The organism is Streptococcus mitis (assembly GCF_002096735.1).
GTDB classification, from domain to species: Bacteria; Bacillota; Bacilli; order Lactobacillales; family Streptococcaceae; genus Streptococcus; species Streptococcus mitis_CZ.
This window is the reverse complement of sequence record NZ_NCVC01000011.1, coordinates 1-24,564: the sequence shown is the minus strand read 5'-3', so window position 1 is coordinate 24,564 and position 24,564 is coordinate 1. Positions and strand designations below refer to the sequence as shown.

Below are 24,564 nucleotides of genomic sequence, written 5' to 3'. Positions count from 1 at the left end.
TCCCCTATTCCGTAATTCTTGTCAGATTCAACTCTTGGGCAACCTGACGTTCTTGTTCTTTTTGTTGATTCTTTTTATTGTAGATTTGGCTCTTCTTCAGAAAATCATAATTGTTTTTCTTTGGGCCTGAAGTTTCTTTTGGCTCAGCTTGAGTCGAAATATTGTTCACTTCTTCCGCCAAAATGTAATGAGACTGGGTCAATTTTTGACTATATTTAACAAATTCACCAGGATTTTCCTTTTGGAAAGGCGCGGTAGGTTGATTGCCCTGTCTATCCAAACGTTGCTGAGAAGGGCGCCTTGTAGTAGTAATATCCTTAGTCAGATAACTTGCTGAGCGCTTCTTTTTCAAATCCGCACGCGCTTCTTCACGCGCCACCTCCGCATAGCTCTTTCCTTCTTTTTTAACTCCTAAACCAGCCTTCTTAGGTTTCTCTACGGGCTTTTCAATCGGTTTTGCTGGTTTTTCTTCAGTAATAGGGGCCCACTCCAGATAATTCTTATCACGGTATTCTCCCTTGATATTACTGATAAAGTCAGATTCATCATAGAGGTCCATAACCGGCATCTCAGTCAGCATAACCTCATCATCTGACACTAATGGAAATCGTTCTTCTCTCATTTTCTATTTCCTTTCAACACTTCATTATAGCGTATTGTCTTGATTTTTCAAGTGCTGGCTTCAGAAATTCCTAAAATTTCTCTAATTTCTGCTAGGGTCAGACTGCCACGTGACTCTGTTCCATCCAATACTTGTGACACCAAATGTTTCTTTTGTTCTTGGAGTTCCTGAATTTTTTCTTCAATGGTTCCCCTGGTCACTAAGCGATAAACCTCAACCGTTTCTTCCTGCCCCATCCGATGGGCACGGCCAATGGCTTGCGCTTCCACCGCAGGATTCCACCAAAGGTCAACCAAAATAACCGTATCAGCACCTGTCAGGTTCAGACCGACACCACCAGCCTTAAGAGAAATCAAAAAGGCATCTCTTTCTCCTTGGTTAAAGGCCTTGGTCATGTCTTGTCTTTCCTTGGCTGGGGTTGAACCCGTAATTTTAAAGGAAGTCAAGCCCAAGTCTGGCAGTTCTTGTTCAATTTTCTCCAACATTCCCTTGAACTGCGAGAAAAGCAATACACGGTGTCCGCCATCTGCCACCTGGACCAGCAGGTCTCGGAGACTATCCAGTTTGCCACTGGCTCCCTGATAATCCTCCATAAAGAGGGCAGGAGTGTCACAGATTTGGCGCAAGCGCATCAAACCAGACAAGATTTCCACCCGACTTCGTTGGAATTCCTGATCTGAAACTTGAGCTAGACGGTCCCGCATCTGTTGCAACTGGGCTAGGTAAATAACCTTTTGCTGGTCTTCCAGTTCATTTTTATAAACCACTTCAATCAAGTCTGGCAATTCAGTCAGCACTTCTTCTTTCTTGCGCCTCATAACGAAAGGTTTGATAAACTGAGCAACGCGCTCAGCTGGTAATTTCATAAATTCTTTCTTGCTTGGCAAGAGTCCTGGCATGACGATTTGGAAAATAGACCACAACTCACCCAGATGGTTTTCAATAGGAGTTCCTGACAAGGCAAAGACTGACGGCACCACAAATTGTCTCAAGGTCTGGGCAATCTTAGTTTGGGCATTTTTCATGACCTGAGCTTCATCTAAGAAAAGGAAGTCAAAGGCCATCCCCTGATAAAGCTCACTGTCCTGACGGAAGGTAGCATAACTCGTCACATAGATTTGATGTCTCTCGGCAAGAATCTCCTCACGACTAGCTTTCAAACCATGAACAACAGCCACATTCAACTGGGGGGCAAATTTCTGAAACTCATCTGCCCAGTTGTAGATTAAACCTGACGGAGCTAAAATCAAGACCCGACTTTCTTTTGTCACTTGACTAGTCAAAAAAGCAATGGTCTGCAGAGTTTTACCAAGTCCCATATCATCAGCCAAAATCCCACCAAAACCATAATGATGGAGCATTTGCAACCAGCCGATTCCCTTTTCCTGATAATCTCGCAGATCAGCCTGAACCTGAGTTTCTTGTCTAGGGAAGTCCTCTGGATGCGTCAAATCGTAGGCCAAATTCTGGAATTCTTGTGAAAAAGAAACACGGTCACGTCCTTCAAAGAGATGAGCCAAACTATAAGCCAAGGATTTTCGAGCCTGCAAGGCCCCATCTTTTAACTCAAATTGCCCCAGTTCCTGTAGATTTTGGCGAATGTTCTTAGTTTCTTCATCGAAAAAGTAGACTTGATTAGACGAATCAATATAAAAATCTCGATTATCAACCAAGGCCTGCATGGCTTGGTCAATTTCCTCTTGGTCAATATCTTGAAAATCAAATTGAATTTCCAAGAGGCCTCCCTTGGAAGCAATCTGCACTTGAGGGCTTGCTAGGTTATAGAGTTCTTCTAATTTGTCTGATAGATCAACATTCCCGAGTTTTTCAAAGACTGGAATGATTTCATGGAAGAAATGATAAACAGACTCGGCTTTTAAGGCCTGACGCCAAGATTGAAAATCTGCTTCAAATCCCACTGCTAAACAGACTTGGAAAACTCTTTCTTCTAAGTCAGCATCACTCGAAAAAGGTAATTCTTCTAGCTCTTGTCGGCTAGATATCTGCTTATCTCCATAATCAAACTGAATTTCTAAACGAATCCGATTATCCTCTTCCCTATCAAAGTAAAAAGAGGGTTCAAAAGTTTTGATTTGTAGACGTTCTGGAGCTGAAACGGTCCCCATCTGGCTAAAAAGAGTTAAACAAGAAGCCAACTTATCTCGGTCACTACTATCAAATTGCAGGTATTTCTTTCCATGTTGATCCAAAGGCAGCGCTTTGATTTCCTTGAGAAGGCACATCTGCTGGTCTGTTAGAAAATAAACCTGTCCTTTATGGAAAAGCACAGCTCCCTGATAAAAGACATTAACCCTTGGACTCTCACCGATTTCCATTTCAAAATAATCTGAGTATTCTGTTACTGTAAAGGCAAATAGATTAGCATCCGCATGCATATCCTGAAAAAGTAGAGTCTGGTAGCTATCCACTTGATGGTCAAATTGAAAATGGGGCAAGGTCATCAGTAAATTCACACCCTGCTCAAAAAAAGTCAGAGGGAAAAAGAGATGCCGACCTTGGTTTTGGAAAAAAAGCTCTGGACTAAGTCCTTCCTCCATTAGTCCGCGTAAGAAAGTCAGAAGCTCTTGACTTTCCTCATTAAAGGCTTCCCAAGATAGAGACTCCTCATAAGTTTTACCAATCATATAAGGTTTTCTCTTCTCGACGACTTTTAAAAAGAGTGGAATATCCCGAATAACGTAGTATTTTTGGCTATTGATTTGCCCGATTCTCAGAGTCCACAAGATATGATTGCTTCCTGCTTCCACCTGACCCACAGCTGACAACTCATAGGTTCGGTCTGATTTTGGAGACAAGATTCGGTCCAAAAATTTTCCACCCAAGGTCACCTTGGTTTCAACGGCCTCTTTTTCTTCATGACCTTCTTCCAGACTCTGCAAGATTTCCTGACCACGCTCATCATTTTTCAGAAAATGCTCCAGAGCTGCCAAATGCACACAGTAGGCCCTCTTTTGGAAAAAATCGCAGGCACAAAAAACCAAATCATCCTCTAAACTATAGCGCAGTTCTTCTTCTGCAACGCGAGCGTAGAGCCGATTGTTCTTTTCCTTGATAATGTCAACCTTACCAGTTTCATAAAGGGCAACGCCTTCGATACGGACTTTCCCCGGAATCAATTTAGCCATATTTTTACCTTTACCTTATCTTTTTATTATACCATATTTTCCCCTATGAAAATAGCCTTCTAGAGATACTTTTCTCCTAGAAGGCTGGATTTTTAAAGTTTGGCAAAAGTCGTCACAATCCGTTGACAAACTTCTTGCAGCAGAGATTTAGGCATGGCTACATTGAGGCGGGCATGGAGACTTCCTTCCTCCCCAAAATCCAAACCACGGTTGAGGATAACCTTAGCTTCATTTCTCAAAAGCTCTTGTAATGTTTCATCAGTCAGGTCATAGGCTGAAAAATCAAGCCAAATCAAGTAGGTTCCTTGCGGTTTCATGACCTTGATTTTAGTCTCTTTTCCAAATAGATCCACCACATAATTAATATGGTCTTCAAAGACTTGCTTGAGTTCCTCTAACCAATCTTTACCGTATCGATAGGCAGCTTCTGTCGCCAAATAACCCAAGCCTGAAATTTCATGCTGGTTATTGGCCAACTGGCGTTTCTGGTAAGCCACTCGCAACTTAGGATTTTCAATAACTGCATATGAATTTTTTGTTCCAGCGATGTTAAAGGTTTTAGTGGCACTACTCAAGACGATAGCAAATTCTTTAAATTCAGGATTGATAGTATTGAAGGAATGATGCTTGTGACCAAAGAGGGCCAAATCTTGGTGAATCTCATCTGAAACCAACAAAACACCATATTTTTGACAGAGTTGGCCTATCTTTTCCAACACTTCCTTTTCCCACACACGTCCACCAGGATTGTGAGGGTTGCAAAGAATATAGAGTTTGACCTCCTCTTTCACCAAATCCTTCTCCAGTCGGTCAAAGTCAATCTCAAACAGACCATCCTTTTCCACCAAAGAATTGGTAATCAATCTACGGTTGTTCAACTTGACACTGCGAGCAAAGGGTGGATAGACAGGTGTGTTAATCAGAACCGCTTCGCCTTCTTTTGTAAAGGCTTGAATAGCTGTTGAGATGGCTGGTACCACACCCTCGATAAAGACAAGAGCCTCTTTGTCAAAGTGGTAACCGTGTTGTGTGGCTTCCCACTTTTGAACTTCCTTAATTAACTCTTCACTGGCATAGGTATAGCCATAAACCAGTTGATCCGCATAAGTTTGCACGGCTTGGCGGATTTCAGGCAAGACTACAAAGTCCATATCCGCTATCCAAGCTGGTAGGACTTCACTATCCGTTTCTGCTTCTTTCCATTTATAGGTATGATGCCCTAAACGGTTTGGCAGGCTTGTAAAATCATATTTTCCCATCTTTGTCTTATCCTTCCAAGGCTTGTCGCAAATCTGCAATCAAATCTCTAGCATCCTCAATTCCAATCGACAAACGCAAGAGGTCATCTGTCAAACCATAAGAATGGCGCACTTCTGCTGGAATATCAGCGTGAGTTTGCGTCGTTGGATAAGTAATGAGACTTTCAACCCCACCTAAACTTTCCGCAAAAGAGAAGACCTTGAGGCTGTTTAAAATGTGAGGAATGCGTGTTTCATCGGCTACTTTAAAGGAAATCATGCCCCCACGACCAGTGTAGAGAACTTCCTTAACTGCTGGAGAATCCTTCAAAAAGGCAACCACTTCTTGGGCATTAGCTGTTGAGCGCTCCATACGAAGAGACAAGGTCTTGAGACCACGAATCAATTGATAACTGTCAAATGGAGACAAGACTGCCCCTGTCGTATTGAGATTGTAAAAGAGCTTCTCGTATAGTTCTAAACTATTGGTTACAACCACTCCAGCCAAGACATCATTGTGTCCTGCTAGATACTTGGTTGCTGAATGAAGAACGATATCTGCTCCATCTTCAATCGGACGTTGGTAGATAGGGCTGTAGAAGGTATTGTCCACCACCACTTTGGCACCCTTAGCATGAGCCAATTTTGCTAGTTTTTCGATATCAAATTCCAACATCAAGGGATTGGTTGGCGTTTCGATATAGAGAACATCCACGTCCTTCTCCAACTCGGCAATCAACTCTTCTTCTGTATTGGCATAGTTAAAATGAAAACGGCCTTCTTGCTCCACTTGGTTGAACCAGCGGAAAGAACCACCATAAAGGTCACGGACAGCCAAGACCTTACTACCTACTGGAAAGACGCTAAAGGCCAGTACAATAGCTGACATACCTGAGCTAGTCGCTAGGGCATAGTCTGCTGACTCAATAGCTGCCAAGACTTCTTCCGCCTTACTGCGAGTTGGGTTTTTAGTGCGCGTATAGTCAAATCCAGTAGATTTACCAAACTCTGGATGCTGATAGGTCGTTGAAAAATGAAGCGGTGTCACCAAAGCACCTGTCGCTTTATCTGACTTAATACCCGCCTGGGCCAAAATTGTGTTGATGTGTAATTCCTTGCTCATACAATACCTCCAAATCTATAGTAACTATTGTACCACTTATTTTCATCAACTCATTTTCTTCTTTTCAAGAGCTAGTTATAGTTTCAAACTATATACTTAGCTAGTAAAGCTAAAAAGAATCCAGAAAAACTTCCAGATTCTTTTTGAAAATGATTGCTAGGGTTTACTTTGACTGAAAGAAATCCTGTCGGGCCAAATAGTCATAATGCTCTTTGTTAAATTGATATTGGCCCACATGCTGACCAATCTGACCGACATCCACGGAAAAAATATAGTCTTCATTTTGATAATGCCAATTAAGTCTAACTGTATTCAAGACGGTCTTATAAGTAAAATCTTGAACTTGATTCCAGGGCATCTCAAGGACTTGATTAGAGCGATTTTCAGTTATATCACTGATGTCCATCAAGTAAATTCCCTTAGGTGTGAATGCCAGAATCTTAGGCTTCACACTCGACTGAACATAGTAACTACCTCCTATAATGAAAAAATCAATAAAGGATTTCAACCATGTCTTTTTCTTGAAAGCCATCAGAAAATTCTTTTGCCCTTCAATGTGACAAGTTGAGAGAAATGATTCAATCTGTTTTTCTGTTGCAAACTCCATAACAGCACCCATGATGATACCTCCATAAAAATCACTAAATAGCCAGTTAAGAATTCTTCACATAAAAGAAGAACTTATCATTTGTTGCATTTTATCTTACTTTTTTAGTAGACAGCATACCTCCTATAAAATCATCCTAGCATGTGTATACTTCAGTTAACACTGGAAGAGGATTTTAAAAAATAGCTTCTCACAACTTTTATTATATTCATTATATCATAAATTTGATAAACAATTTAAAAAATGTAAGCACTTTTCTTCCAACTTCGCCATCATTCTATAAAAAAACGACAGCTTCTTTAGAAACCATCATTTTTCTTGAAAAATCCTTATTTGACATGTTTTGCCAATTCTTCTTGGGCTTTTTTATTGGATTCTTCTTTTTCTTTCAGCCATTTTTCTTTGGCTTTTTCATATTCATCTTTTGTGACTGTTTTATCTTGTACTTTGAGATATTTATATGATTCGATACCTTTATTACCAGCTAATGAATATGGTGTTGAGAAAGGAACAACTTTTCTCAATGTTGGTGTTCCACCCTTAGAAACATTTGGAATCGCTAAAGCGCTATCTACCAACCACGCTTGGATATCAGCATACTTTTCATAGCGTTTTGCAAGATCTTGTTCCTTATTGGCTTCTTCCAACATTTGAGTGTAGACATCCAGTCCAACAGCCTTGGCCTTGTCATTGGCTTCACCTGGCTCTATACCTAGATTTTGCAACAAACCGCCTGATTTAACGTTAAAGACATCAAGATAGGTTGAAGGATCTTGGTAATCAGGACCCCAACCACTGTTGTATAGATCGTAATCTTTCTGAGCTGCTGTCTGAGCCAAATAGCTTGTATTATCATAGTCTTCAGTAGTAAGTTGTTGAATATCAATTACAACATTTTCTGCACCTAAAGCTGCTTCAATAGATTGCTTCATAGAATTTGCCTCTTGAACACTCTGTTTAGCAGCTTGGTCAACTGTCATGTCCAAGTGGATAGGGAATTGAACTCCTTTAGCTTGGAGTTCTTTCTTAGCCTCTGCAAATTTAGCCTTGGCTTTTTCAGCATTGTAGTATGGATCTTGAGCATCAGCAAAGTTGATTCCTTGCCATTCCTTACCGTAGTTAACCATTTTAGACGCAACTACTTCACCAAAGTCTTTGCCATTGATACTTACGAAGTTTGGTGGAACGACTAGGTTACGCAAAATCTTGGTTGCACCATCCTCTCCTTGAGATTGAGCCCCGTATGCTGTACGGTCATAGGCAAAGTTAATGGCTTGACGGAAGTTTTTATTAAGAACCGCTTCCTGAGTCGATTTCTTTTCAGCATCACTTGTCTTGGAAGTGAATTTATAAGATTTTCTATCTAGGTTAAAGTTTAAGAAATAAGAAGTGGCATCTTGCAAGCTATAGATGATATTGTCCTTATTCTTTTCTTTAATCCCTTCAAAGCTTGCACTATTTGGATAAAGGCGAGCATAACTATAAGCTCCCTCAACAAAGTTACGAGCTAGTGCATCTTGGTCACTACCATCATAATAAGCCAATTTCACATCATCTACAAAGACATTTTTAGCATCCCAGTAGTTCGGATTTTTCTTGAATTCAATGACAGATTTTGAAACAAAGGATTTCATCAAGAAAGGTCCATTGTACAAAATGCTAGATGGGTCTACCTTACCAAAATCATCCCCTTTTGATTTCAAGAAATCTGCATTGACTGGGAAGAGAATGGTTGAAGTTGTTTTTGAGTTCCAATAAGATTCTGGTCGTGTCAAGGTATATTGAACAGTTTGGTCATCAAGTGCCTTGACTCCGACAGTTGAAAAGTCGCTTGTTTTACCGTTAATGTAATCATCCAAACCTGCAACGGATTCTTGAACTAAGTACAAGGCTTCTGATTTTTTATCTGCTGCATATTTCAAACCAGTTACAAAATCTTGGGCAGTTACAGGAGCATACTCGTCTCCATCTGCAGTATACCATTTAGCATCTTTCCGCAGTTTGTAGGTATAGGTCAAACCGTCCTTAGAAACACTCCAATCCTCTGCCAAAGATGGAATATAGTTTCCATACTGGTCATTTTCCATGAGCCCATCTACCAAATTAACCACGATATCATTTGTCGTTGCACGGTTTTCTGCTAGATAATTCAAACTAGATGGATCACTAGTATAAACATAGTTATATGTTTTTGACCCCGTGCTGGAATTTCCACACGCGCTTAATAAAATACCTGCACTTAACACGACACCTGCAAGTGCTGCATACTTTGCTTTAGACTTTTTCATCTCCAGAACCTCCTGATTTAAATATTTGTCTTATTATACAACTCATGTTTTATTTAGTCAATAGATTTTTTTAAAAAATTAATCATTACATCTACAAACTATAGAAATTATTCTACAAAATAATAAAAAAGAGAATAATTTAAGCATTTCATGATAGAAATGTTCAAATTATCCCTTTTATTTATAAAAAAATTATTGAGAAATTCTTAATTTTGCTCGCAGGCGATCTGCTTGAACTTTTCCAATCACCTTGTCCAATAGACGGGTACGGAGACTCATGATTCCATAAACTCCTCCACCCATGGCACCGACAAGGGCTACATATAGAAAACTCCACAAACGTCCACTTGGTTGGAAGACAAATCCTAAAATCCACTGGAATGTCCCAACTACTAGAAACATGAAAATAGTTAACAAACTGATTAAAATGGTTCGCTTCAAAATCACCTTGCGCTTAACACCAGTTACCTTGCAAATGTCCCGATACATCAAAACATTAGGAATGATGAGCCCAATTGTTGTAGAAATCAAAGGCCCGTAACTGTGAAAGAGAGCAATGGTTGGCAGTTGCAAGACCAGCTTGGCAATGGAACCATAGATAAAATAGAGAACGGCCTTGCGGTTGCGGAACATGGCTTGAAGCATTGGAGACAAGACCATGTACAAGCCTAAAATAGTAGACTGCAAAACTGCAAAGACAAACAAGCCCATAGCCAAACTATCTGGCTTGCCATAGAAGACTGTATAGAGAGGTTCTCCTACCATGACTACTCCAACCGTTGCTGGTAGCAAGAATAGGAAAAGCATGGTAATGCTGTCCTGAACGAGACGAGAAGCCGCCTTCAAGTCCCCCTTAACATAGTTTTCAGTCAAAAGTGGCAAACCTACACTCCCAATCGAAACCCCAACAGAAATCAAAATCATAGTGATTTTATTAGGATTGGCAGAGAAATAAGAAAACATGACAACCAAGTCTTCATTACTATAGTTGGTAAACCAACTCATACTATTGATAAAGGTCATCTGGTCCAAAATCTGGAAAAGCTGGATAGCAGACCCTGTCAGGATAAAAGGAATGGCTTCCTTAATGGTGTCGATCAAAAGACGCTTGCTGTTTATCTTATCTCCTGTTTCAAGGACTCTTTTAAGTAATCCTTCTTTGGCAAGGAAATAGATCAAAACTGCAAAACTAGCTACCATGCCGACAAAGGCAGCAAAGGTGGATTGGGTAACCGCTGCTAGATAATCTCCTGAACCAATCTTCATAATCATAAAGGTTGCTAAGAGCATCCAGATAACACGAATGACCTGCTCAGCGATTTGGCTCATAGCATAGGGTTTCAGGTTATTCATTCCTTGGAAGAAACCTCGGATAACACTCATAGATGGGAAAATCAAGACCGCCCAAGCCAAGCTCTGCATGATTGGGATCAAGTCTTTGCCCACGCCAGATAAGTCTGCTAGCCAAGGAGCAAAGACATACAAGACTGAAGCAAAAACAAGACCTAGTCCAGTCATAAAGCCCAAAAAGCTCCGAATCAGGGCAAAGCTATGCTCTTCTTCTCGCATGGTATTATACTTAGCAACTTGCTTGGCAACCGCAACTGGAATACCCGCTGTTGAAATCAGCAAGAACCAGGCATAGATATTGTAGCCCATAGTAAAGAGACCATTTGCTGTAGCCGCATAAGACCCCATCCATATATACCAAGGGATGATATAAATGGCACCGAGTAGACGACTGATAAAGTTACTAGCCGTTAGCCAAGCAGTCCCCCGTAACATCTGGGCCTGCTGGTGATTGTTTTCGTTAGACATAGATTCCTCATTTAATTTTAATCACTAGGAAAAATTCCTCATCTTCCATTATAAACTTTTCCTTGTCACTTGTAAATTTACGACTTTCGGTTTACAATAGAAAGTATGATTAAGATTGAAACCGTATTAGATATTTTAAAGAAAGATGGTCTCTTCCGTGAGATTATCGACCAAGGACATTATCACTACAACTACAGCCATGTCATATTTGACACCATCTGCTATGACAGCCGCAAGGCTAAAGAAAAGAGCCTCTTTTTCGTTAAAGGTGCTGCCTTTAAGAAGGAATTTCTGATTTCTGCCATCTCTCAAGGCCTCGGTTGGTATGTGGCTGAAGAAGACTATGAAGTTGGTATTCCTGCTATTATCGTCAGCGATATCAAGAAAGCCATGAGTTTGGTAGCTATGGAATTTTATGGCAATCCACAGAAAAAACTCAAACTCCTTGCCTTTACTGGTACTAAGGGTAAAACAACAGCAGCCTACTTCGCCTATAACATTTTATCTCAAGGGCATCGACCTGCTATGCTCTCGACCATGAATACAACTCTAGATGGCAAGAGTTTCTTTAAGTCTGCATTAACAACCCCTGAGAGTATTGACCTCTTTGATATGATGAATCAAGCTGTGCAAAATGGCCGTACTCACCTCATTATGGAAGTATCCAGTCAGGCCTATCTGGTCAAACGTGTCTATGGTCTAACCTTTGATGTGGGAGTTTTCCTCAATATCAGCCCCGACCATATCGGCCCGATTGAACACCCTAGCTTTGAAGACTACTTCTACCACAAGCGTCTCTTGATGAAAAATAGCCGAGCAGTCATCATTAACAGTGACATGGACCACTTCTCTGTACTAAAAGAACAGGTGGAAGATCAAGACCATGATTTCTACGGTAGCCAGTCTGATAACCAAATCGAGAATTCCAAAGCCTTTAGTTTTTCAGCTAGTGGTAAACTCGCTGGAGATTATGCTATCCAACTCATTGGCCACTTCAACCAAGAAAATGCCGTTGCTGCTGGACTTGCTTGCCTCCGTCTCGGAGCTAGTCTTGAGGATATCAAAAAAGGAATCGCTGCAACCCGCGTTCCTGGTCGTATGGAAGTCCTCACTCAGAAAAATGGAGCCAAGGTCTTCATCGACTACGCCCACAATGGGGATAGTCTGAAAAAACTCATCAATGTGGTTGAAACTCATCAAACAGGAAAGATTGCTCTGGTCTTAGGTTCGACAGGAAATAAGGGAGAAAGTCGTCGTAAGGACTTTGGCCTCCTCCTCAATCAACACCCTGAGATTCAAGTCTTTTTGACTGCTGATGACCCCAATTATGAAGACCCAATGACCATTGCAGATGAAATTAGTAGCTACATCAACCATCCTGTTGAAAAAATTGCGGATCGCCAAGAAGCCATCAAGGCAGCGATGGCTATCACAAGTCAAGAATTAGATGCAGTTATTATCGCCGGTAAGGGAGCCGATTGCTACCAAATCGTCCAAGGAAAGAAAGAAGCCTATCCTGGAGATGCAGCTGTCGCAGAAAATTATTTATAAGATAGTAAAAAAATCAAGGGAAATGAAACCCTTGATTTTTTCTATTTTTATTTAAAAGCGTTTTTCAAACCTTCAACGGCACCTTCTACAGCACCTTTAGCATCTTCAACTACTTCTTTTGCCTTAGCAACTGTCTTTTCTACAGCGCCTTCTGCTTCAGTCTTGCCATCCCCAGTAACTTTACCAAATCCTTCTTTGATAGCGCCTGTTGCTTGTTCCAATTTGTTTTCAAGTGACATATGATTGTCTCCTTTAATTTTATTCCGATATGTGTTACCGGTTACATATAGTTTATACCGAATACTAAGGAAAGTCAAACAATGTGCTCAGAAACAAGAAATCAAACCAAGTAGAAAGTTAATCTTTCCTTATCAAAATCGACGGCCAACTCATACTTTCCATCTTCATTTTGAACAATATAATCTAGGACAACTAAACTGTCCACAAAGATATCACGGCGTTTCTGCATAAGCTGGTCTTTTTTGAGAAATTTTAGCAAAAAAGTTGTCATGTATTTGAGAGCATACTCAGGATTAACATCACCCAAAATGTCATAAAGTTCCTGCTGTTTTTCTGTCAAAGGATACTGATGTTTGACCTTGTAGAAATAATTAGACAAGGTCATTTTTGTTCTCGCAAAGTCTGTCTTTTCAACTAAAATAGCTGCATTGGTTTGATTGCGCAATTCTGTCTCAAAACTCTGCTCTAACAAAGCTTGATAGACCGGACTAGCTTCGCTGACAAAAATCTCTTGATCCAGTTCAAGACTATCGAGTGATTCAAGCATAGGAAGATTAAGGTAATAACGCTTATTTTCTCGTAGAATCAAGCCTGCCTTTATATACTCTTCCATGAGTTTATCAACTGCCACATCTGGAAATTGAGCCTTAATTTCCCGTAAAATCACATCCTCATGCTGGTCCAGATAGCGGATCAATTCTCTAAAAAATGGCTGTCTCGTCAAACGAGATGGATTAAAAATCTGAATCATGAAGATTCCTTTCTTTACATTCTAACAGAGGCGATGCTGCCAACTGACTAGGATTGGTCCCCGGCTTGTTCAAAGGAACAGGCAGACCTAGTTCTCTGTAATACTCTCTCCAAAAATCACTAATCTCCTGCTCCCCATCTCCAAATTTCATGGGAATAGTTTCAAAAATCGGTAGAATTTTTGCTATATACTGGGAACAGTAGAAACCAGCGCCATCTGGATGGAAAGAAGCATTGTAGGGTGCCCCTAGATGTTTGCAAGCTTTTTCCTTCACAGATTGGATATCCATTTCTGGGTAGACATAAAGGTCGTACAAGTGATTGGGCTCAAAGAAGTCTGCAGGTTCTTGACAGACAACACCAGCCTGTCCACTAGCGTGGTAAATCATCCCATCCAAATAAATGGCAACATGGTTATAGTTGCCTGTGGAAGTCTGGATGGCCTGTCCCATATCTGACTCATCTCTCACAAAAATCAAATCGCCATTTTCTAACATGCTTCACTCCTAGAAAAAAAGGAGCCGAAACTCCTTTCGATATAAGGCAAACTAGCCTTTCCTAATTTGAATTAACACTCAAAATCTTAAGCATTGAAGCTTTCAGTCAATTGAGGTACCACTTGTTTCTTACGTGAAACAGCACCAGCAAGGAAGGCATGATTGTTTTCAAGTTTGAAGTTGAAAGCCGCTTCGACCTTGCCTATATTAGCACCAAGTGCTAGGATTTCTGAGTTTGAGTTGACGATATCTGTAATCATCAAGACAAAGTCAGAATAACCATTTGCTGCGTTAGCAGCTTGCATTGCAGCTTCAATTTCTGCTTGACGTTCCAATACTTCAGCGATGTCAACTGTGTTTACTTGAGCAACACGGACATTATTTCCGTTCAATTCAAAAGTCTTAGCATCGATATCAATCAATTCTTCAGCAGATTTGCTAGCCAAGTTTGTACCAGCTTTCAACATAGCCAATCCATACTCTTCCAAGTTGACACCAGCCAATTCAGCTAATTCAGGAGCAATGACTGTATCTGTTGGGTGTGTTGTTGGTGATTTCAAAAGAAGGGTATCTGAAATCAAACCTGAAAGCATCAAACCAGCAATCTCTTTAGGTACAGCTACACCATGTTCTTTGAACATACGGTAAACGATTGAAGACGCTGAACCAACTGGCTCCAAACGCATGTAGAGTGGGCTTGCAGTTTCAAAGTTAGCCACACGGTGGTGATCTACAACACCATAAACTTCTACTTCAGCGATATCTGATACAGATTGTTGGAATTCATTGTGGTCAGTCAGGATAACTTGCTCTGCACCTTCTGCTTTAGCAGAAGTGATAACACGCGGTGCTTCTACACTAAAATAGTTCAAGACAAAGGCTGTTTCTTCATTTGGAGTTCCAAGGGCAACAGCTTCCGTATCCAAACCATAAGCTTCTTTTGCAAGGTAGGCAAAGGCTACAGATGACCCGATGGCATCTGAGTCTGGATTTTGGTGACCAAATACTAGAATCTTAGACATGATAATACCTCATTTTGTTTATTCTCTTTATTGTAGCATTTTTTTCGCTTTTTGACAAAAGTAAGAGGAGTCAAAGGACTCCTCACAATTGTTCAAAATAACTAAGTAAATTTCTATCTTGATTTTCAGATAAAAATTGCTCCTTCTGTGGCCTCTTCTTACGCTTGAGAAGGGCTTCTGCCGACATGGCTTCTTCCTTACTGGCAAAACCTTGAGCATAGATAAGTTTGACTGGCAAGCGTGCTCGTGTATATTTGGCTCCCTTCCCACTATTGTGGATAGCGAGGCGTCTTCTCACATCAGTCGTATAGCCTGTATAGTAAGATCCATCACGACACTCCAGCACATACATATAAGCCTTATGATCCATAATAAATCTCTTCGAGTTCAGGCGTATAAGAGCCATCATCATTGTGGACAATGAGAGGTGGTAAGACCTTAAAGCCGCTTGTTGAACCATCCTTGATAGCCTCAATCAAAAGCATATTGGCTTCCTTTTCTCTTTTTGGATAGACAAATTGCAGGCGCTTAGGAGCTAGATTATGCCGTTGTAAGCTGTCCAAGATATCTAAAAGTCGATCAGGACGATGAACCATGGCCAAGCGTCCATTGGATTTGAGAATACTCTGGGCACTACGACAGATTTCCTGCAAATTGGTCGTGATTTCATGTCGCGCCAAGAGATAATGTTCACTCTCGTTCAGATTGGAATGAGGATCTACCTTGAAATAGGGCGGATTACACAAAATCATATCCACCTTACTTCCCTGAATGTAAGCAGGCATATTTTTCAAATCATCACAGATGACCTCCATCTGCTCTTCCAAACCATTCAAACGGACAGAGCGCTCAGCCATATCTGCCAAACGCTCCTGAATCTCAACAGCCAAAATCTGTGCCTGAGTTCGAGTGCTAGCAAATAGCCCAACTGCTCCATTTCCAGCGCAAAAATCCACTATCAAGCCCTTTTTAGGAAAACGTGGAAAACGTGACAAGAGAACACTATCCACCGAATAGCTAAAAACCTCTCTATTTTGAATGATTTTAATATCTGTCGAAAAGAGCTGGTTAATACGCTCTCCTGATTTTAATAATTGTTCTTCTTCCATGGTCCTATTATAGCAAATTTATATTAACATTACAAAAGATAGAAATTTCTAACTAGTGCTTCTGATTCTTCAAATGTTGAAGGGCTTCCTTGGTCCAAATTGGCATCATTCGTTTAAGAGGCGCAAAGCCGTAGTTAAAACGGTCGCTTGAAAAGCGTCGCCGTCTCGGAAACTGGTGCTTTTCTTCCTCCAAAGTCCGGATAGAAAGACTAGCTTTCCCTGTAAATTCATCTAAATCCACTACTTGAACTTGAACCTCTTCATCAACTTTCAAGGCTTCTTGGATATTTTCAATAAATCCTGTCCGAATCTCTGAAATGTGAATCAGTCCCGTATCACCCGTCTCTAGCTCAACAAAGGCACCGTAGGGCTGAATCCCTGTAATACGGCCCTTTAGCTTATCACCGATTTTCATCTTAGTCCTCGATTTCAATTGTTTCAATCACGACATCTTCAACTGGCTTGTCCATGGCCCCTGTCTCAACAGCAGCAATGGCATCCAAGACAGCGTAAGAAGCTTCATCAGCTAGCTGACCAAATACAGTGTGACGGCGGTCTAGGTGAGGGGTTCCACCTTGGTTGGCATAGATTTCCGCAATCGGTTCTGGCCAACCACCACGAGCAATTTCTTTTTTAGAATAAGGCAGGTGTTGATTTTGCACGATAAAGAACTGGCTGCCGTTGGTATTTGGACCAGCATTGGCCATGGAAAGAGCACCACGGATATTGTAAAGTTCTTCTGAGAATTCATCCTCAAATGATTCGCCGTAGATTGACTCGCCACCCATACCAGTTCCAGTTGGATCTCCACCTTGAATCATAAAGTCCTTGATAATACGGTGGAAAATGACACCATCATAGTAGCCATCTTTTGAAAGTGCAACAAAGTTAGCTACTGTTTTAGGAGCATGTTCAGGGAAGAGCTTAATACGCAAGTCTCCGTGATTGGTCTTAATAGTCGCGATAGGACCTTCTACTGTTTCAATATCTACTTGTGGGAAATGCAATTCTTTTTCTACCATACCAAATCCTTCTAAGGCATCAAAAATGCCATCTTCTTCTAATGTTTTTGTAATATAATCTGCTTTTTCTTTGATGTTATCATGAGAAATTCCCATTGCAACGCTGATTCCAGCATAATCAAAGAGTTCCAAGTCATTCAGGCCATCTCCAAAAACCATGACGTTCTCTGGTTTCAAGCCAAGGTGTTCCACAACCTTTTCCACACCCGTCGCTTTAGAGCCTGAAATCGGAACAATATCAGACGAATGCTCATGCCAACGAACCATGCGAAGTTTGTCTGAGAGACTGTCAGGCAAGTGCAAGTCATCTCCCTTATCTTCAAAAGTCCACATCTGATAGATATCTTCTTTTTCATGAAAATCAGGATCTACATCTAAATCGGGGTAAATTGGATTAATCGCTTCACTCATCATATCGGTGCGAGTCGACAACTTGGCATCATGACTCCCAACCAAACCATACTCAATTCCTTCTTGCTTGGCCCAAGAGATATACTCCTCAACATCTGACTTCTCAATCTGATGTTGATAAATAACCTGACCTTTTTTATCTTCAATGTAGGCTCCATTTAAGGTTACAAAAAAGTCAGGCTTTAGCTCACGAATCTCCGGAACGACACCAAAAATCCCTCGTCCAGAAGCAATACCTGTCAAAATTCCTTTCTCACGTAATTGCTTAAAAACAGTTGGGATTGAAGCTGGAATAAAACCCGTCTTGGAATTTCTCAATGTATCATCAATATCAAAAAAGACAATCTTGATTTTCTTTGCCTTGTATCTTAATTTGGCATCCATCTCACTACCTCTTTCAATCTAACTCTTTCCATTATACCATAAAGTAGCTAAATCCCCTATTTTCAAAAAGTTTCCAGTTTTATTGTAAGTCCTTGGATAAGTATAAAACTAAATCATTATCATTTTGACAACTTGCACCCATTTCTAGCGGTTTATTTCTATACCACACACCTGTCCCATCTGGAATATAGTCTCGTTTAATATATAATCTCTGGGCAGGGCCATAGCCTAAGTGCAAACCTACACCAAGAGTGACCTTACTCGAAACAAACTTGGCTCGTTTTTCTGCTTCTTCTAGCAGTTGATTCCTAATCCCTTGATTTCGAAAAGGCTCAAACACATTAAAATCTGAAAGTTCTGGATAGACTTCTGCAAAAGGACCATGTTTAGCCAAAGATAAAATGGTAATATAACCTGCCACTACTCCATTCATAGTCGCTACCAAGACTTCTCTGTCGCCACTTGCTTGCTCCCAAAAATAGCTAGCTAAGATTTCTTCTCTAGCAGGCCAACCTTGATTCATAAATCCATGAGATAAGGATTCAATATCAGACTTAATCATATTTCTAATCGTACAATTCATCTTTGACTTACCCACCTTTACTCTTTCTATTACCATTATAGCACGCCAAGTTCAGAAAAAAACTATCTCGTGAAAAAAGACCCGTCGGGGTCTTAATTCGCTTTCTTGTTTTCAAGCTCATGAAAAAGAGGTCCACTGGACCCCAACTCGCTCTCTCATTTCAAGGCTCGTGAAAAAAAGACCCAATCGGGTCTTAATTCACTTTCTTGTTTTCAAGCTCATGAAAAAGAGGTCCACTGGACCTCTTTTTTTAATCTTCGTTTACGAAAGGCATCAAAGCCATTACGCGAGCGCGTTTGATAGCTGTTGTTACTTTACGTTGGTTTTTAGCTGAAGTTCCTGTTACACGACGAGGAAGGATTTTCCCACGTTCTGAAACGAAACGGCTAAGAAGCTCAGTATCTTTGTAATCAACATATTCAATTTTGTTTGCTGCGATGTAATCAACTTTTTTACGGCGTTTGAATCCGCCACGACGTTGTTGAGCCATGTTTTTTCTCCTTTATAATTTTAGTTGTCCATTAGAATGGTAAATCATCATCTGAAATATCCAATGGATTTGTTGCTCCAAATGGATTTTCATCACGTGAAAAGTCTGGTACTGAATTTGTAGGTGCTGAATAGTTTGCAGTTGGTGCAGAGTAAGCTCCACCTGTATGTCCCTCACGCACACTACGGCTTTCCAACATTTGGAAATTCTCAGCCACGACCTCTGTCACGTAGACACGTTGTCCTTGCTGGTTATCGTAACTACGAGTCTGTATACGACCTGTCACCCCAATAAGTGAGCCTTTTTTAGCCCAGTTAGCAAGGTTTTCAGCCTGTTGGCGCCACATAACGACATTGATAAAATCAGCCTCACGTTCGCCATTTTGACTCTTAAATGTACGGTTTACTGCAAGAGTAAAAGTCGCAACTGCTACATTTGATGGGGTATAACGCAACTCAGCGTCACGTGTCATACGCCCTACAAGTACAACATTGTTAATCATAGTTTACCTTCTTACGCGTCAGTTTTGACGATCATGTGACGAAGAATGTCAGCGTTGATTTTTGAAAGACGGTCAAACTCTTTAAGAGCTACGTCGTCGTTTGCTTCAACGTTAACGATGTGGTAAAGTCCTTCACGGAAATCTTGGATTTCGTATGCAAGACGACGTTTTTCCCAAGATTTTGATTCAACAACAGTTGCACCGTTGTCAGTCAAAATAGAGTCAAAACGTGCTACCAAAGCGTTTTTAGCTTCTTCTTCAATATTTGGACGAATGATATAAAGAATTTCGTATTTAGCCATTGATATGTTCCTCCTTTTGGTCTAATGACCCCAAGACTTTGCAAGGGGTAAGTGAGGTTCGCTCACAATAAACTATTATACTAGAAAATATTTTTTTACGCAAGTAAAAACACCGAAATAAAAAAAGAAGATGACGAATCATCTTCTTAAAAACTATGAGTTTTTAGTCTTCTTTTTTCTTGCGAGAAAGAAGTCCAAATCCACTAAGGGCTCCAAGAAGTCCAAGCGCTGCAAGACTAGCGTTAGCTTCTGTACCTGTGTTAGGTAATTCTTTTTGACCATCAACATATTTAGGTGTTGCTGGTTGAGTAGCTGAATCAGTTGCTACTGATGTTTCAGCTGGTGTTGGAACAGCAGGTTGGTTTGGATTTGTTGGTTGTTCCGGTTGCACTGGAGCTACTGGTTGTTCAGGAGTCTCTGGTGTTGATGGAACTGGTGCTGGTTCCGGCTTAGGCTCTGGTTTAGGAGTTGGAGCTGGAGTTGGTCCTGGGTAAGGAGTTGGGTTTGGCTTAGGACTGTTTGGAATATAATTAATTGGTGTATCCTCACTTGGGTTAGTTGGAACATTTGGTACTTCGTATCCTTTTGTTGGATCGTTTGGATCTACTGGTTTAAGTGGTTGTCCGTTTCCATCAACAGGTGTGTGACCTGGTACGTATGGAAGAACTGGTTTATCACTTCCTGGTTTTGTTGGATCCGTTGGATCATTTGGATACTTGATTGGGTTAGTTGGTTGACCTGGAATGTTTGGAATCCATGAACCAAGTGGTTTGTAAACATAAGTTACTGTTGTACCGTTTTCTCCAATCTTACCTTTAGCTTCTCCATCTACACGAACAAGAACATAACCCTTGATAACTTTTCCACTTGTAGCGTACTCATCGCCTACTTTACCTTCTGTAGTCTCTGCAGGAAGAAGGTCTTTGCCTTTTTCATCTACATATTTAACTACTAGGTTAGCTTTGTTCGCTACGTAGTTGATTGGTGTATCTTGACTTGGATCTGCTGGAATACTTGGTACTTCATATCCTTTAGTTGGATCGTTTGGATCTACTGGTTTAAGTGGTTGACCATTGCCATCTTTTGGAGTGTATCCTGGTACATATGGTACTACTTCTGTTGGTTGTCCTGGTTTGGTTGGATCTGTTGGATCATTTGGATACTTAATTGGGTTTGTTGGTTGACCTGGGATGTTTGGTACCCATGAACCAAGTGGTTTGTAGGTTACTACTTCCTTGATATCTTCAGAATCACCTGTTACGTTTACTACTGGTACACTTGCTTTGTCAGCTAAGAATCCTTTAACTACTGGTGATTTAACTTCAGCTAAATCTTGTGCTGGAGTCCAATCTCCATATGTAACTTCTCCTGTAACTAAATTAACTTTCGCTTCACGTGTGAATTTAGCTTCTTGTGTTACTGTTTTTGGAGTGCCGTCTTCGTTTAATACTGGAGTGCCATCTTCGTAAACATAAGTAATTGTACGTGTGACAGTTTTGTTTAGATCTTTTTCTTCCAAACCAGCTGGGTATTTAGGTCCGTCTGGGTTATTTGGATCTACTGGAGTTCCTGGTGTTTTTGGTTGATCTGGTGTAACTGGTACAACACGTTCTTTAAGTGTTACTGTGAACTCTTGGTCAGTGTCAACATCTTTATCAAAGACGCCATCTGTTGGATATGTATTAGAAACTACTTCATATCCTTTGTTTTGAGCTTCTTTGATTCTCGCAGCGATTTCATCTGCTTTTGTAAGTTTGTCTCCACCTTTACCTGTTTCAGAGATTGGCGTGTTACCTTCCACTTGCTTAACATTACCATCTTTGTCTTGGTAGACAAATGTTGTTTTAGCTTTTTGGATTGGTGAGTAAGTTACTACATATTCGTAATCTTCATCTGTTGCAGTTGTTGGCTGTACCGGAACTTTTTCTACACTTGCAATGTATCCTTCTTTTTGAGGTACTGTTACTTCTGGAAGATTTGTATCTCCAATACCTTTCAAGTTAATGTAGATTGGTTTATCATTTGAACCAATTACTGCTTTACCCTCAGCATTTGTCTTAACAGTTCCTTTATAGCTTACAGTCTGAGTCGTTGGATCAAATACTTGTTGTCCTGCAAGACCTGGTGCATCATCGGCATAAACATACTTAATTGTACGATTTACTTCTTCTACTTTTGTTTTCTTAACATAATTGTAATCTACTGGCGTAACATAAGCTGAAGCATTAAGTCCATTCTTTTTCAATTCTTCAGTAGAATATAAATCACGAGCTCTAGTGTTCGTTACACTTAATGCACCTTCAATTCCTGTTGTAGGGATGTCTGCAAGGATGTACTCTTCTTCATCCACTTCTTTTATTAATGGAGGAATATAGTCAGATACATCGTATTTTTTACCTAGGACATTAGTATTATCCTTTGTACCATCTTCATTTAACGGACGATTACCATCATATTTAGTAGTAGCATGCCCTATAATTTTACCAGTCTCAAGATCTTTAAGTCCAATTACTACTGCTCCTGTTGGTGGTTCTCCTAGAGGTGTTCCAGATGCATTAATTTCCCAACCATTTGCAACTGTTGTAGTTACATCTTCTTTTTCACCACTAATAGATGTTCCACCAGAGACCGTTAACGTAGCTGCTGTTTTATCATTCCCTGCTGTTCCACCTGTAATAAGTCCAAATTCATTATAAGTAACATTAGAGAATTCACTTGTTAAAGTTTTATCTTTAATAACTTTCTCTACACCTAAAGATTGAAGAGATAACGAGATATTAGAACCTTCTTAGATGTATCCTTCTGTTACAGTTACTTCTAATTCTGTTGGAGAGATTAGTTTTGGAGTTAATGTAAATCCACCTTCACGACCATCTTGAAGAATCCAAACATTATTTTCATTAGCTTTAACGTTTGCCCAACGGTTAGCAAGACGGTATGTAATACTGTCTCCTTTATTAGGGTTAAGAGTTGAAGCTGTATTTAGACCATTTACAAAGTTAGTACTTCCTTGAAGTTCTTTGAATTCTGTAAATTCAGAATTAGGTAGTTTAATAGTAAATTTAGACCCTACTCCATAACGGATGTCTGAATCTGTATTAATCTCTAGAGTATCACTCTTACTTTTCAGTTCATTAGAAACATATCCTAAATCATTATTTGATCTTAATGAAGCTGATGTTCCTTGTTTTGAGAAACTTGCTTGCTGACCTTTACGTGTATAGGTATGTTCAACAACTGTTCTGCCATCGATCTTAATAGTAGCTTTATAATCTGTATCTTTTGAGATTTGCGGAGCTAAGTATCCACCACCTGATAAGTTTTCAGCACCAAATGAAACAACAGGATAATCTTTCACTTTCGCGTTCCACTCAATGTTGTAAGTATATGTACCCGTTTCATTAGCAACAGCTGGTTGTTCAGCAACACGCTGATCATAAGTCATTCCACGTTGTGTACGTTGCGCCCAATATGGTACAGATTTATTATTATTGTTTCCTGTTGATGTTCTATAGTCGATAGATTTAACTTTACCGATTACAGTACCATCTGCTGCAGTAATTTCTTTTCCTGCAGGGAAGGCAGCACCAAACTCAGCTAAGTTTGTAACTTCGATTTTTGTAATTGAACCTGCTTGTAAATCTGTAGTATCAATTGTTGAATCAAATCCCCATGCTTTAGGAGCTGTATTATCTGCATTCATATCAACATAAGCGTTTGTTACAGCTTTGACTGTTTCTCCATCTTTAAAAACATCTTTACCTGTAATTTTTGATGCAGTAGCATCTAATACCGATTCTACTTTACCTGCATGGCCTGCACGTTTCATTTCCGTATAAACTGCTTCAATGGCAGCAGATAGACGGTTCACTTGGGCTACCATCTGATCTTTAGAAGCATCAGATGAAAGTAAACCTTTAGACGCTACTGCTTCAAGCTTCACTGCAGCAATTGCAGCTGACAATTTTTGTTTAGATGCATCATCTTTCACTTCTTTATCTGAGAAGTTTGAGGCTACTGTGCCCATAACATCAGCTTCTGAAGTCAATTGAGTAAGAACTGTCTTCACTTCATCTTGTGCTTTTTCTGTTGCAGCTTTTTCAGGTGTTTCTTTGTCAGTTTTTTCTTTAGCTACTTCTTTTTTGTCAGCTTGCTCTTTACCAGATTTTTCTGTTGCAGCTTTAACGGTAACTTCTTTTTCTGCTACAGGTTTTGCTTCAGTTTTAGCGTCTTCTTTTACTTCAGGTTTTTCATCTGCTTTTACAGCATCAATTTTTAATTCTGGAAGTTCCTCCACAACTGGTGTTGTTATGGCTGAATCAGGTTTCTGTTTATCAGAATTTGTAACTTCTGGAGTTTTTGTAGAAGCAGTACTTGTTTCATCAGCTTTAACAGCGTTTGCTCCTAACAGAAGAGCAGTCCCCAAAAGAACACTAGCCGCACCAAAACTATACTTACGAATAGAAAAGCGCTGAGCTCTTCTACCATGGTATTTTTCCATTCTTGAATACATTTTTTCTCCTTTTTTAAAATATATGTTAATTGCAGAATTACACCCAAGTATTTAAACAACGCCTCCATTTCCAGCTTAATTTACAAATCAAAGCAGCTACACTTAGGTACTTAACTCCTAACTTACATTATAACATTATTTTAATTAAAATGTCTAAGTTTATATGCGAAATAGGCGATTTTTTCGATATATATATTAATATGTATTTTGGTAGAACTTTCAGCTAAAAAAATAAAAGGCCGATATGACCTTGTACTGCACCCCAAAAGTTAGACAGAAAAAATCTAACTTTTGGGGTGTTTTATTATGAAATTGAGTTATGATGATAAAGTTCAGATCTATGAAC

The 24,564-nt window shown here is 40.0% G+C and carries 20 protein-coding genes and 1 pseudogene; 1 reads left to right on the top strand and 20 read right to left on the bottom strand.

Annotated features, from left to right (window positions below):
* Nucleotides 1-4 precede the first annotated feature (4 nt).
* The 7 genes from B7703_RS01380 to B7703_RS01350 form a co-directional block, all read right to left on the bottom strand.
* Nucleotides 5-622, bottom strand: coding sequence for a divisome accessory protein ZapJ (locus B7703_RS01380; protein ID WP_084923344.1), 618 nt, complete (start codon nucleotides 620-622; stop codon nucleotides 5-7).
* A 47-nt stretch (nucleotides 623-669) separates the two neighbouring features.
* A complete protein-coding gene (locus B7703_RS01375) occupies nucleotides 670-3,768 on the bottom strand; it encodes a pilus expression-regulating Snf2 family helicase (protein WP_084923342.1) in 3,099 nt (1,032 codons plus the stop codon).
* 92 nt (nucleotides 3,769-3,860) lie between these two features.
* Nucleotides 3,861-5,027 (bottom strand): MalY/PatB family protein, encoded by a 1,167-nt coding sequence (locus tag B7703_RS01370; protein ID WP_084923341.1) that lies wholly within the window; start codon nucleotides 5,025-5,027, stop codon nucleotides 3,861-3,863.
* A 7-nt stretch (nucleotides 5,028-5,034) separates the two neighbouring features.
* Nucleotides 5,035-6,129 (bottom strand): cystathionine gamma-synthase, encoded by a 1,095-nt coding sequence (locus B7703_RS01365; protein WP_084923339.1) that lies wholly within the window; start codon nucleotides 6,127-6,129, stop codon nucleotides 5,035-5,037.
* Nucleotides 6,130-6,292: 163 nt separating this feature from the next.
* Nucleotides 6,293-6,748 (bottom strand): hypothetical protein, encoded by a 456-nt coding sequence (locus B7703_RS01360; RefSeq protein ID WP_084923338.1) that lies wholly within the window; start codon nucleotides 6,746-6,748, stop codon nucleotides 6,293-6,295.
* A gap of 317 nt (nucleotides 6,749-7,065) precedes the next feature.
* The gene (locus tag B7703_RS01355; RefSeq protein WP_084923336.1) at nucleotides 7,066-9,024 is read right to left on the bottom strand and encodes a peptide ABC transporter substrate-binding protein; all 1,959 of its coding nucleotides are present in this window, start codon (nucleotides 9,022-9,024) and stop codon (nucleotides 7,066-7,068) included.
* 192 nt (nucleotides 9,025-9,216) lie between these two features.
* Nucleotides 9,217-10,842 carry a putative polysaccharide biosynthesis protein gene (locus tag B7703_RS01350; protein ID WP_084923334.1) on the bottom strand — a complete coding sequence of 542 codons (1,626 nt, stop codon included), beginning with the start codon at nucleotides 10,840-10,842 and terminating at the stop codon, nucleotides 9,217-9,219.
* 105 nt (nucleotides 10,843-10,947) lie between these two features.
* Between B7703_RS01350 and B7703_RS01345 the strand changes: the two genes are divergently transcribed.
* Entirely contained in the window at nucleotides 10,948-12,393 is a 1,446-nt protein-coding gene (locus tag B7703_RS01345) for a UDP-N-acetylmuramoyl-L-alanyl-D-glutamate--L-lysine ligase (RefSeq protein ID WP_084923333.1), read from the top strand.
* A gap of 47 nt (nucleotides 12,394-12,440) precedes the next feature.
* Here the strand turns inward: B7703_RS01345 and B7703_RS01340 are convergent, their stop codons facing one another.
* From B7703_RS01340 to B7703_RS10230, 13 genes and pseudogenes are all read right to left on the bottom strand, one after another.
* Nucleotides 12,441-12,632: a CsbD family protein gene (locus tag B7703_RS01340; RefSeq protein WP_000051182.1), complete on the bottom strand. Its 192-nt coding sequence runs from the start codon at nucleotides 12,630-12,632 to the stop codon at nucleotides 12,441-12,443.
* Between the two features lie 101 nt (nucleotides 12,633-12,733).
* Complete coding sequence (locus B7703_RS01335; RefSeq protein ID WP_070529115.1) at nucleotides 12,734-13,384, bottom strand: DUF1803 domain-containing protein; 651 nt, start codon at nucleotides 13,382-13,384, stop codon at nucleotides 12,734-12,736.
* Nucleotides 13,368-13,880, bottom strand: a complete 513-nt coding sequence (locus B7703_RS01330) for a YiiX/YebB-like N1pC/P60 family cysteine hydrolase (RefSeq protein ID WP_084923331.1) — start codon at nucleotides 13,878-13,880, stop codon at nucleotides 13,368-13,370. Before B7703_RS01330 ends, B7703_RS01335 begins: the two co-directional genes overlap by 17 nt.
* A gap of 86 nt (nucleotides 13,881-13,966) precedes the next feature.
* Complete coding sequence (locus tag B7703_RS01325) at nucleotides 13,967-14,902, bottom strand: manganese-dependent inorganic pyrophosphatase (protein ID WP_084923329.1); 936 nt, start codon at nucleotides 14,900-14,902, stop codon at nucleotides 13,967-13,969.
* A gap of 82 nt (nucleotides 14,903-14,984) precedes the next feature.
* Nucleotides 14,985-15,272: a GIY-YIG nuclease family protein gene (locus tag B7703_RS01320; protein WP_084923328.1), complete on the bottom strand. Its 288-nt coding sequence runs from the start codon at nucleotides 15,270-15,272 to the stop codon at nucleotides 14,985-14,987.
* Nucleotides 15,262-16,011: a tRNA1(Val) (adenine(37)-N6)-methyltransferase gene (locus tag B7703_RS01315; RefSeq protein WP_000390769.1), complete on the bottom strand. Its 750-nt coding sequence runs from the start codon at nucleotides 16,009-16,011 to the stop codon at nucleotides 15,262-15,264. The genes B7703_RS01320 and B7703_RS01315 overlap by 11 nt, the downstream gene beginning before the upstream one ends.
* 52 nt (nucleotides 16,012-16,063) lie before the next feature.
* Nucleotides 16,064-16,426, bottom strand: a complete 363-nt coding sequence (locus tag B7703_RS01310) for a S1 RNA-binding domain-containing protein (RefSeq protein ID WP_000689605.1) — start codon at nucleotides 16,424-16,426, stop codon at nucleotides 16,064-16,066.
* Nucleotide 16,427: 1 nt separating this feature from the next.
* The gene (locus tag B7703_RS01305; RefSeq protein ID WP_084923326.1) at nucleotides 16,428-17,828 is read right to left on the bottom strand and encodes a bifunctional Cof-type HAD-IIB family hydrolase/peptidylprolyl isomerase; all 1,401 of its coding nucleotides are present in this window, start codon (nucleotides 17,826-17,828) and stop codon (nucleotides 16,428-16,430) included.
* A 79-nt stretch (nucleotides 17,829-17,907) separates the two neighbouring features.
* Complete coding sequence (locus tag B7703_RS01300; RefSeq protein WP_084923325.1) at nucleotides 17,908-18,411, bottom strand: GNAT family N-acetyltransferase; 504 nt, start codon at nucleotides 18,409-18,411, stop codon at nucleotides 17,908-17,910.
* Nucleotides 18,412-18,661: 250 nt separating this feature from the next.
* Nucleotides 18,662-18,901 (bottom strand): 30S ribosomal protein S18, encoded by a 240-nt coding sequence (rpsR, locus tag B7703_RS01295; RefSeq protein WP_000068664.1) that lies wholly within the window; start codon nucleotides 18,899-18,901, stop codon nucleotides 18,662-18,664.
* Between the two features lie 31 nt (nucleotides 18,902-18,932).
* Complete coding sequence (gene ssbA, locus B7703_RS01290; protein WP_000609606.1) at nucleotides 18,933-19,403, bottom strand: single-stranded DNA-binding protein SsbA; 471 nt, start codon at nucleotides 19,401-19,403, stop codon at nucleotides 18,933-18,935.
* 11 nt (nucleotides 19,404-19,414) lie between these two features.
* A complete protein-coding gene (gene rpsF / locus B7703_RS01285) occupies nucleotides 19,415-19,705 on the bottom strand; it encodes a 30S ribosomal protein S6 (RefSeq protein WP_084923323.1) in 291 nt (96 codons plus the stop codon).
* A gap of 163 nt (nucleotides 19,706-19,868) precedes the next feature.
* A pseudogene (locus tag B7703_RS10230) lies at nucleotides 19,869-24,218 on the bottom strand (mucin-binding protein).
* Nucleotides 24,219-24,564: the final 346 nt, after the last annotated feature.

Bases quoted from the DNA above. Each gene is read 5' to 3' on its own strand.
- B7703_RS01330 (WP_084923331.1), bottom strand. From the start codon at position 13,880: ATGTTAGAAAATGGCGATTTGATTTTTGTGAGAGATGAGTCAGATATG.
- rpsF (WP_084923323.1), bottom strand. From the start codon at position 19,705: ATGGCTAAATACGAAATTCTTTATATCATTCGTCCAAATATTGAAGAA.
- B7703_RS01340 (WP_000051182.1), bottom strand. From the start codon at position 12,632: ATGTCACTTGAAAACAAATTGGAACAAGCAACAGGCGCTATCAAAGAA.
- B7703_RS01310 (WP_000689605.1), bottom strand. From the start codon at position 16,426: ATGAAAATCGGTGATAAGCTAAAGGGCCGTATTACAGGGATTCAGCCC.
- B7703_RS01375 (WP_084923342.1), bottom strand. From the start codon at position 3,768: ATGGCTAAATTGATTCCGGGGAAAGTCCGTATCGAAGGCGTTGCCCTT.
- rpsR (WP_000068664.1), bottom strand. From the start codon at position 18,901: ATGGCTCAACAACGTCGTGGCGGATTCAAACGCCGTAAAAAAGTTGAT.
- B7703_RS01345 (WP_084923333.1), top strand. From the start codon at position 10,948: ATGATTAAGATTGAAACCGTATTAGATATTTTAAAGAAAGATGGTCTC.
- B7703_RS01315 (WP_000390769.1), bottom strand. From the start codon at position 16,011: ATGGAAGAAGAACAATTATTAAAATCAGGAGAGCGTATTAACCAGCTC.
- B7703_RS01355 (WP_084923336.1), bottom strand. From the start codon at position 9,024: ATGAAAAAGTCTAAAGCAAAGTATGCAGCACTTGCAGGTGTCGTGTTA.
- B7703_RS01325 (WP_084923329.1), bottom strand. From the start codon at position 14,902: ATGTCTAAGATTCTAGTATTTGGTCACCAAAATCCAGACTCAGATGCC.
- B7703_RS01380 (WP_084923344.1), bottom strand. From the start codon at position 622: ATGAGAGAAGAACGATTTCCATTAGTGTCAGATGATGAGGTTATGCTG.
- B7703_RS01350 (WP_084923334.1), bottom strand. From the start codon at position 10,842: ATGTCTAACGAAAACAATCACCAGCAGGCCCAGATGTTACGGGGGACT.
- B7703_RS01365 (WP_084923339.1), bottom strand. From the start codon at position 6,129: ATGAGCAAGGAATTACACATCAACACAATTTTGGCCCAGGCGGGTATT.
- B7703_RS01335 (WP_070529115.1), bottom strand. From the start codon at position 13,384: ATGATTCAGATTTTTAATCCATCTCGTTTGACGAGACAGCCATTTTTT.
- B7703_RS01360 (WP_084923338.1), bottom strand. From the start codon at position 6,748: ATGGGTGCTGTTATGGAGTTTGCAACAGAAAAACAGATTGAATCATTT.
- B7703_RS01370 (WP_084923341.1), bottom strand. From the start codon at position 5,027: ATGGGAAAATATGATTTTACAAGCCTGCCAAACCGTTTAGGGCATCAT.
- B7703_RS01305 (WP_084923326.1), bottom strand. From the start codon at position 17,828: ATGGATGCCAAATTAAGATACAAGGCAAAGAAAATCAAGATTGTCTTT.
- B7703_RS01300 (WP_084923325.1), bottom strand. From the start codon at position 18,411: ATGAATTGTACGATTAGAAATATGATTAAGTCTGATATTGAATCCTTA.
- B7703_RS01320 (WP_084923328.1), bottom strand. From the start codon at position 15,272: ATGGATCATAAGGCTTATATGTATGTGCTGGAGTGTCGTGATGGATCT.
- ssbA (WP_000609606.1), bottom strand. From the start codon at position 19,403: ATGATTAACAATGTTGTACTTGTAGGGCGTATGACACGTGACGCTGAG.